Source organism: Bacillus cereus group sp. MG16 (genome assembly GCF_040459875.1).
Classification (GTDB): domain Bacteria; phylum Bacillota; class Bacilli; order Bacillales; family Bacillaceae_G; genus Bacillus_A; species Bacillus_A paranthracis.
Window position 1 is genome coordinate 1 of sequence record NZ_JARVHE010000008.1, and the last position, 9,753, is coordinate 9,753.

The following is a 9,753-nucleotide window of genomic DNA, read 5'->3' on the forward strand; positions in this document are numbered from 1 at the left end:
TCTCCTCAGCAAGATAAGTAACCGAAGCATTATTAATTACATCTCTATCAATACTATCAACATCTTTTTCAACTAAAACATGAGTTCCAACCTCTACATAACAACTCAAATCTAAAAGTAACAAACGTTCAGCATTAGTTAAATATCCAATCTTAATTAAATATCGTACATTCGCTTGAATGATTTGGGAAAATTCCACCTGAGCAAATGGATCTCGTTTCCGCCCTACATAATACTCGGCACCCGTAAGATTTTGTAATGTTTCAAGAGCCTGTCCTAATTCTTGTTCTTGCTCTTTCGTATAGTGATTCTCATGCTTTTTTCGCTCAATCTCTAAATCACGTATTCTGGCATTTTTCTCAACTTCTGAAAAGTCCACTGTTTTTTTCATCAATAACTCTCCACTTCTAGTATTTACAACTAGCGAAGAGACTTTAATTTTGTTATTATGTAGTTAGAAGATTTATTCTTGATTCTTAAACTCTAACAATTCTTATAAGAGACAAAAAAGCCCTTCGTTTATAGTTGTAGCTTCGACACTTCAATTATAACACGCTTGGCTTTTTTTGTTGTATCTTGTCTGACTTTTTATATTTACAAAAACAAATATATACAAATTTAACCAAATTTGATATCTTAAAAATGTCAATGAGACAAATACCTTATTTATGCCCATTAACAAAAACCTCTTATATATTAAGGGGTTTTTGTCATCTCTATAAAATAAAAACTGAAATAAACAGAATATTCAAAATTATATATATCAACTTATTTAAAAGTTAATCTAATGTAATACCATGATAACATGGTGAAAACAAGATATAGATAATTTTGGAAAAGGGGAAGATTCTATGAATGTTCAATTAGAAAATGAACAAATAACAAAATTATTAAATGACTGGTATCAATCTATGCTAAAACAACAATTAGTTAAAGCAAAACAATTAAAAGAATATATAGACAGTGAAATTAACAATGTTAAAGAAAATCAAAACTTACTCTTATACTATTCTTTATTGGATTTTAGATACAAAGCATTAACAGATTGGATAAGTATTAACGAAAACAGTTTTGATGAAATGGATAATTTCACAACTCCAGCAGATGACTTCCTAGCTTATTATTATCACTTCTTTAAAGCATTCCATTCTACTTTAACATCCAATTACACTGAAGCAAGTGAACACTATGAAAAAGCAAAAGAACTATTAATACATATTCCTGATCCAATAGAACATGCTGAATTTAATTATCGAATGGGATATTTTTATTATCAAATCTATAAACAAGTAATAGCTCTTGATTATATAAAATTAGCTAAAGAAGAATTTTCAAAACATGAAGGTTATGAAATAAATGTAGCACTATGTGATAACTTTATAGGCCTATGTTGTATTGACTTAAAACATTTCGAATTAGCTGAGGAATCATTTAATAAAGCCCTAGACACATTCCAAAAAAACAATCATAAAAACTCCATCCTTATGGTAAGACATAATTTAGCCTGGTTATATTCAAAACAAAATTTATCTAAGCTGGCAATTCGTCATGTATCTGAAGTAACAAAAAACAATCCAAATCATTTCAAAGCATTTTTCGTAGAAGCATTTGAATACTATAAAATAAATGACCATAATTACGCTGAACAACTAATTGAAAAAGGATTAAAACTTAGTAACGACTTTAACAATCAAGAATTCCAACATCGCTTTAAAATCTTAAAAGCACTTAATAATAAAGTTCCTACATTAACTTTAGAAACATCAATTTCAGAAGGTATTACTTACTTTAAAAAAGAAAAACTATGGGAATGCGTAAAAGAATATGCTGATATCTTAGCCCTAAAATTTTATAAAGAAAATAACTATAACAAAGCAAGTCAATATTTTTACATGAGCAATACAGCTCAAAAAAATGAATTAGAAAAAGGAGCGTTAAAATAATGAAAAAAATTTATCTAACTATACTTGGAATATCTTTAATTAGTATCCTATCGTTAGGATTAAACGACTCTTTTAAAAATCAAGCTGTAAATATAGGAGACGGTGGAGGTGCACCAGCAAGACCAGATTATTTTTTACAAACACACACTGACTTATAAGAAAAAAACACCTTCAAGAATGAAGGTGTTTTTTTATAATCTGATTTTCAAATAAATGAAAAACGGAATATATCAAAGTTCTCTAAGTCAACATTATATTCCAATTGTTAGAAAAACATTAAAAATTTTCAATTATTGGTCTATTATGGAGGCGAGGAGAAATTATACTTATAAGGGAGATGTATTAATTTGAAAAAAATTTTCGGATTAGCTTTTGTCGCAATTATATTAGCCTTTGGAGTTTTTCAACCATACTCACTAAATTTAGAAAAAGTTTTTGCACAAGATAATACTAGTAACAATATTAATAATAATACCAACGGGAAAAAGAACGATTGTGTACCTTGTAAAAAACCAGAAAACCTTTCTACAAATGAAACAAATAAATTTGCTGACGAACAAATTTTGGACAAAGTAAAAAAACAATTAACTGATCTTAAACAAAACAAATTAAGTATTTACTCCACAGCAGATTTTGAATGGAAAGAAGCTGTTAAAGTCGATTATAAAGAAACTAAAACATCGGCTATCATAATTCCTTCAAAAGAAAACCCTAAATCTAATGATACAAAACAATATCTAACTGTAGGATTTAATGAATTTGAAAGTAAATTTGCTGACCCTACATTTTTAGAATTGAAAACACCAAATAATGGTGATACGATTCTTTTAACAGTAAAAACATTAGATGGTGAAAATGTCGGAACTCTAGACCTAAATTCAAAAGATGGAAAACTTAATCAGATGAAATTATTCACTGATGGAAAAAGTGAATCAATCTTAAAAGAAAACAATGCTAAAGCAGGTTACTGGGAAGATGTTCAACGTTGTATCAAAAACAACTGGAAAACTATGCCTCAATGGGCTAAATGGGCTTGCGAAGGCGCATGTGGCGGATGTTTGTTTGCTAGTCCATATGCATGTGGCGGTTGTCTTGGATGTCTAGCTGGTTACGCAATTGGTTGCGCTGCTAGTCAAATATAAAAAGAAGGATGTGATTCCTCAAATGGAAATGTCTAAAGGAATACTGTTTTATAGACTAACATTGATTATTGCTTGTTTTGCAGTAGTTGCCTTCACATATCCATCTGAATTTGCTAAATTCGCATTAATCGCAGGTGTTGTTGGTATTTTCATTACACTAGATAAAATAATAGCAAGAGATAACAAAAAAAGAGTCTATCTCCTCGTATCATTACTCTTTATAATCGGATTTGCTATAACCTTCTACTACACATTCTTATAAAAATAATTCACTATTAGCGATACTTCACAAGAAAAAGAATCCTCTGATTTTTAGAGGATTCTTTTTCTAATTTAATCTTTAAAATTTATAACCAAAAATAAAAAAGGGAGCAACTAATCATGCAAACATCTCACCTATTATTTATTATTAGAATGGCTTTAATAGCTATTTTTTCAGCTATAAGATATTTCAATAACACCCCTAAAAAACCTAACTCAACAAAAATTACAATTTTTGTATTAATCATCTTTATCTCTATATCTGCAATAACTTTATTTATACTAAATCCTTGAAAGAAAACAAAAAATATAAGCTGATCAGCTTATATTTTTTGTTTTCTCTACTTTAAATGCCCTCCTTTTCTTTCCCCCCACTTCGCAACCGGACTGGCTTGCCCGGATAGGCTAACACAGGCGGTCTCCATATAAAGGGTTCGGCTTCGCCCATTCCGCTACGCTACACGCCCTTTACATCGAGCCTCCAACCTGTGTTTCCTATGCCAGTGCGCCACTCCGTACTGCGAAGACTAGGGGGCAAAGGTCGGGCGTGGAAATCCTTTTATTTCAGTGTTCTGAATGTATACTTTCCTTACGGAAATATCTATTTTCCAAAATTCTCTTAAAATCCCATAAAATCAAAAGAATGAAAGTAAACTAATATTCAAAAGTTTACTTTAGATTTACTACAAAAAAACTATAAATAAATAATTAATAAAAAAAATAAAAACACTACGATCAAAAGATTCCATTTATTTTTTGAAGTCGGTCTGTTCACATATAAAATATATAAAAACATAGCTATAACCGTCATAAAAATTAAAAACATTTGATGATAAGAATAATAATTTATAATATATATCACTCCTTCCATCCATAAAAATGAGAAGTCTTTTTAAAAAGACTTCTCATTTTCCCCCCATACAAACAAAAACGCTCGCTCGTTTAAATATACATATATTCTTTTCTATTATAACCTATATATTAACAATTCTGTTTAATAATTATAAAAATAGAATTTTATCAACAATTTTCGTACCTATAAAAAATATAGTCATTAAAAACAGAAAAAGTTTCCCCCCTATTCCCCATACTTTCACATAACAAGAACCTTATTATCTATTTTCACATATACTGTATTGATTTATAAAAGGCACACAAAAAGGCAATTCCTCTTAAAAACAGGAATTGCCCTTTATACAAACGAATTAAAAGAAACTACAGACACAATCATTATATCAAAATTATTTATATTATTATACATAAATATCAAAGAATGAAGGGGGGTGCAAAATCTATCTACAGATTTCGCACCAAAACAGATAAAAATAACAATCAATAGAAACATAGGAACAGGAGAATGTTTCTTCACTTATTATAACCCATATCTTTACATTTTTGTTGATTAATTTGAAAATATGTAAATGTTCATGTTTTTGTTTTTGAATTTTCTTTCTATTTAAGTTATACTAAATTAGAAAGAAACGAATCTCCTTTAGGCTAGCAATAAATATACTAAATTTCACCCAAAAAACCAATTCCCGTGTAATGGAATTGGTTTTTTGGTGCAATTCAGTCAAACAGCAACTTGAACCCACATTTTCAAATGTAGTCTTATCAATCTTAACATAATTACAAATAACATAAACGCAAAAAATCTCTTTATATGCACACATATAAAGAGATTTTTTATAGATAAAACCCTTAAGTTAGTTAGTGATGGAATACTTATTGTATCACAAATCCTTATTTATTATAAAGATTCTATCTGTTTTTCTTCTAGCGCAATTTCTATTTGTTCAATCCGAAATGCTACAGGTGGGTGAGTCGCTTCTAAACGTGCCCAGATCCCTTTTGGAGAACCTTCAGTTCCTTCTATTTTTTCTAAAAAGGATAGTAAACCTTCTCCCATTCCTAATTCGACTGCATACGCATCCGCTCGGAATTCCTCTTTTCTTCCTACCACTCGAAATGATAAATCCGCAACTCGATGTAAAACCACTTGCATAGCTTTTAATACGACCGCTGCAAGCGCCGCTAATACAGCCACAATCGGCACACGATTCGAGAGAAGAGATAAAATCGTTGCCATAGCTACTAATATCCATGTAGCCACTGTACCTGCTGTATTCAACGTATGCGCCATGACAGAACGCTTACTATCCCCATATTTCAAATGGCCAAGTTCATGAGCAAGAATCCCTGCAAGCTCTTCCTCATTTGCTGTTTTTAATAATCCTTTCGTCACACAAACTGTCTTACTACCTAATGCATACGCATTTGGGAATGGTTCATCTGCTACACATAAAACCAAATCTTGTATACCTGCTCTTTGACATAAATCATCTAAAATTGGTTTGATTTGTTCTACTTCTCGTTTCGTCGCTCGTCTCATGCCATTCATATAACGATACAATTTTTCTGCATGTTCGGTTGTGCTTAATACAGTAAGCCCACCAATAATAACCGCCGAAATAAATGCGGCTAAAATATTGGAATCTATATATAAAGATAAAAGCATATATATAATAATCCAATTCACAAAAGCTGTTAAAATTAACACGTAATTAATCCTCCCATTTTACCATTCTTACCTTAATTTTTTTCCTTACTAGTTTATCACCTTGCTTTATTTTCACCAAGGCTTCCCCAGTCTGTAATGCTTTAATTTCATCTGGATGGAACACAAAGTTTTTCACATTTCGCATACTTCCCAAACCTGTTACACCTTGAGCCATATCTACCTGATAAGTAAAATCTAAACTATCAGCTGTACCAATTACTTTTGCCAATTCTTCTGCATCACTTGGATCATTCTGTGCCTGAACAATTAAAGTATTACAGTTTTGCATGATTTGTTTTCGTAAATGCTCACTCACCGTTTCTATATCTGCTAAAGATTGAAAAGCAAGCAATGCCTCAAATCCTGCCCCACGAGATTTATTAATCACATCAATAACTTGCTGCGTAACAAGTACATTAAATTCATCAATAGCAACTGTTACATGTTCACCTTCTCTGTGTTTCATATGACTACTCACATTCGTTTTTAAATCATTCACAATCATTTTTCCAAGTTGTCGAGCACCTTCCGGATATCGCAAACTATCCAATGTAAAAATAACCATTCCTCTTTCTTCTAACACTTGATGTAATGCGATTGTATTTCCCTCTTCTTCCTGGAACAAATGTCGAAAATCTCCTTCAGCCAAAATAGAAACACGACTGGCCAAACCTTCAATTGCCTTTTTATCAATCCGCTTAATTTTTGGAATCAAATTGAAAACTTCATCACGTTTGAAAATGCTCTCAGAAGGCTCAGATTTGCTTAAATCAACTTTTTCATTATCAAACAACACTAAACCATCTGTATTACTTAAATTACTAACAGCAACCATTTTAGACGCTTCTTCCGTTACTTCTATTTCTGATTGACTTGTAATCAATCCAATTAAAGCATCTGCATCACAATACTGAGAAACACTTGTTAAAGTCGCTTTCACATTTCTAGCTTCAAAAACACGAAATAAATATTGTAAAAACTCTTGAGAAGATAACTTATAATGTTCTTCAGACCAATCAGACAGCGTTAAAATTTTATCTGTTAACTCTGTTGGAGTCCCTACAGCCAAAGGATTATAGTGCATGCCAACTCCATCTGTATTGAAATGATAAAAAGGACGTTTATGCTTTTCAGCAAACTTCCGAATTTCTTCCGCAAGTTTCATGTCCCCTTTTGCATCAATAAAAATCCCTGCTTGTTTCTTTAAAATTGCGTATTCCAAAAATGTTTTAATCGTTATCGTTTTACCCGAACCAGTTGTTCCAACTAATCCAATATGTTTCTTTAAAACATCTGGTGTTAACGTGATTTCTTGACCTCCAGTCATAGTTCTTCCTAAACGCACACCTTTTGGAATTTCCCCACGATCCATTTCTTTCTGATAGTTTTTTTCTTGCTGTTTCTCTTTTAAATTCACAATAACTTTATTGGCCAAACTATTTTCTTGTTTCTCTCGCTCTAAAGATGGACTACTTTGTACAGTTGATTCATCGACTCGAGTTGCCCATTTAAACACATGTTCAATCGCAACCACTAACCCCGCTGTTTTAACACCATTCACTAAAAACGCTAACAGCGTATTATCCTCTGGAAAAATAGCAAATACAAATTTTTTCATCATATCTGGCATAACTCCAAAATAATTTTCCGTAAACGAAATCATAAATGATACAACACTAGATGACAATAATGTTTGAAAATCATTCAACACCCATAAAATCGAAAATCCAAATGCAATCCAAAATACAATTCGTTTTTCTAATTTTCCTACCTGTGCTAATGCACCAATCCTTTTAAAAATAATTGCAATAAGATACCCACTTGTAAAACATATAACTGCCGTAAATCGAAACATATCTAATGAATTTCGATTTTCTTCATACTGCTGATTTGCCATATATCATTTCTACTCCTATCTTTATAATTTCATAATTTGAAATCTATCTGATACAACTGTTTGACTCATTTCTTCTCTTAATACTTTTGCAATGCTTTCCTTTTCTACTACATAAATCACACTAACATACTGCCCTTTCGCAATTCGTTCCGCATAATCGCTTATAATCTGCTTCACTCTTGTTCGATTCTTTAATGACAACTCTAGTTCTACTGCATACTTCTTTTCATTCACAATCAATATCCCATCTGCCACTCTCATAGCTAATGCTTTAAACTTATCTTTTTCACTTGCCTTTTTAACTAATCTCGATTTAATTTGTCTTGCTGTTATCCAACTCGATCCCTCATATTTTTTTAACAACTTTACCGATAAATCCACTAATTTTTTATCATGCACAAAATTATTCACACTCGGCTTTTTCCCCGCTGCCATTTCACTCTCACATAATTCCACACCATCTTTCGTTACCCAATACACATTCCCATAATCATATAAAATCCTCTCTCTCTTCAATACCCCCTGTTCTACCATCTCTTTTAATCTCCTATAAACAACTGTCTTTCCCAAACCAAAAAACTCTTGTACCTGTTCTGCTAATACAAACCCATGCAAATTTACCCACTCTACTATTTCTACATCTCTCTTCGTAATTGCCATATTTCCCTCTCCTATTCTTCTATCCTTCTATACATCTACTCTTCCAATCTCTTACCTTTACCATCTATCACTTTACCATATTCTCACCATCATCTTCCATACCTATTTCCATACCTATTATTATCTATTCTTCTCTTCTATTCCATACCCATTTTCTTCTCTTACTCTCTTATTCTACTACTCTTCCCCCCTCACTTAACTCTCATATTCCCCGCCCCACACCTTCTGACTTACTGACCACTCACATGTAGACGTAGTATGTGAGTGGTCAGTAAGTTCGTAGCGGTAGCGAAGAAAAGAAGGTGTGGGGCGGGGAATCGGCTATACATAGCATCTAAATGCAACTTCAGTCTACATGCAACCTATGGAAAATGGGTGTGGAACTATATATCATAATTTATTCCACATATTTTTTCATAGGTCTTTGCAAATAGCCGCGCCATGGCGCGGCTATTTGTTAAACAAACGTTTGATTAAATCCGATGTTTGTTTCTTTTATAATTTTTTAATCTTTGTATTTTTATTTTCAAAGGTTTTATTGATTTTTATTTTTTATCGTTTTGAAATCTGTAATTTAAACAGGAACGCCCCTTGTAGTTTCCTATGCTAAGCGGCCAGAGCTGGCGCACTGGTAGGAAATCGCAGGGTAGAGGCTCGTTGTAAAGGGCGTGTAGCATAGCGAAACGGGCGTAGCCGAACCCTTTATAATGAGAATCCCTGTGATAGCCTAACTGGGCTAGCCAGTTCGATAGCGAAGCACGGAAACTACAAAAAGGGGCAATCCTTCGGATTTTTATCTAAATATAGCGTGAAAAATTAACGTATCTTAACCTTGAAAAATAGCAAAAAATACCGAGCGAAAAAACCTATATAAATAAGAGTAAGAAGGAAAAAAAAAAAAGTCAGTAATATCAAGGGTTCATGAGGGTGGGAGTGTACAAATTTTTGTACACTAGTGTACAAATTTTGGTACGAAAGTTTGTTCGGTTCTAACATAAAAAAAAGAGAAATACAAGAGTATCTCTCAAAAAAAATAAACCGGTAAATTATGTACTTTTTTAGAATCTGAATCTAATGTGAAATTCTTCAAAATACCTTTAAATATATGTTTAGTAACTCTATCAATAGATGTTTTTCTTGAAGCACAAATAATATTTGGATTTACTAACCAAGTTCGTTTTGTACAAACTCTTCCGGATTCATCAGAAAATCCACTTTCGGCACAAGCTAATATTCCTTTATCTTTTAAACTCTTCATCAACTTACTTAAGCCATGCCTAGTTCTATAAG

General features: G+C 32.1%; 7 protein-coding genes and 2 pseudogenes. 4 read left to right on the forward strand and 5 right to left on the reverse strand.

The window, feature by feature from the left end; genetic code table 11:
* A pseudogene (locus tag QCI73_RS30770) lies at positions 1 to 391 on the reverse strand (MarR family transcriptional regulator); the annotation flags it as partial.
* A 460-nt stretch (positions 392 to 851) separates the two neighbouring features.
* Between QCI73_RS30770 and QCI73_RS30775 the strand changes: the two are divergent.
* The 4 genes from QCI73_RS30775 to QCI73_RS30790 all read left to right on the forward strand — a co-directional run bounded on the left by QCI73_RS30775 (position 852) and on the right by QCI73_RS30790 (position 3,347).
* The gene (locus tag QCI73_RS30775; RefSeq protein WP_353824197.1) at positions 852 to 1,943 is read left to right on the forward strand and encodes a response regulator aspartate phosphatase; all 1,092 of its coding nucleotides are present in this window, start codon (positions 852 to 854) and stop codon (positions 1,941 to 1,943) included.
* Positions 1,943 to 2,101 carry a Phr family secreted Rap phosphatase inhibitor gene (locus QCI73_RS30780; protein ID WP_001996449.1) on the forward strand — a complete coding sequence of 53 codons (159 nt, stop codon included), beginning with the start codon at positions 1,943 to 1,945 and terminating at the stop codon, positions 2,099 to 2,101. The genes QCI73_RS30775 and QCI73_RS30780 overlap by 1 nt, the downstream gene beginning before the upstream one ends.
* A gap of 189 nt (positions 2,102 to 2,290) precedes the next feature.
* Positions 2,291 to 3,085: a hypothetical protein gene (locus QCI73_RS30785; protein ID WP_001996440.1), complete on the forward strand. Its 795-nt coding sequence runs from the start codon at positions 2,291 to 2,293 to the stop codon at positions 3,083 to 3,085.
* A 22-nt stretch (positions 3,086 to 3,107) separates the two neighbouring features.
* A complete protein-coding gene (locus QCI73_RS30790) occupies positions 3,108 to 3,347 on the forward strand; it encodes a hypothetical protein (protein WP_001996437.1) in 240 nt (79 codons plus the stop codon).
* Positions 3,348 to 5,096: 1,749 nt separating this feature from the next.
* Here the strand turns inward: QCI73_RS30790 and QCI73_RS30795 are convergent.
* The 4 genes and pseudogenes from QCI73_RS30795 to QCI73_RS30810 form a co-directional block, all read right to left on the reverse strand.
* Entirely contained in the window at positions 5,097 to 5,906 is an 810-nt protein-coding gene (locus tag QCI73_RS30795; RefSeq protein WP_353824198.1) for a zinc metalloprotease HtpX, read from the reverse strand.
* A gap of 4 nt (positions 5,907 to 5,910) precedes the next feature.
* Entirely contained in the window at positions 5,911 to 7,803 is a 1,893-nt protein-coding gene (locus tag QCI73_RS30800; protein WP_353824199.1) for a type IV secretory system conjugative DNA transfer family protein, read from the reverse strand.
* 21 nt (positions 7,804 to 7,824) lie between these two features.
* Complete coding sequence (locus QCI73_RS30805) at positions 7,825 to 8,463, reverse strand: helix-turn-helix domain-containing protein (RefSeq protein ID WP_001018685.1); 639 nt, start codon at positions 8,461 to 8,463, stop codon at positions 7,825 to 7,827.
* A gap of 1,024 nt (positions 8,464 to 9,487) precedes the next feature.
* Positions 9,488 to 9,753, reverse strand: a pseudogene (locus QCI73_RS30810) (MarR family transcriptional regulator); the annotation flags it as partial.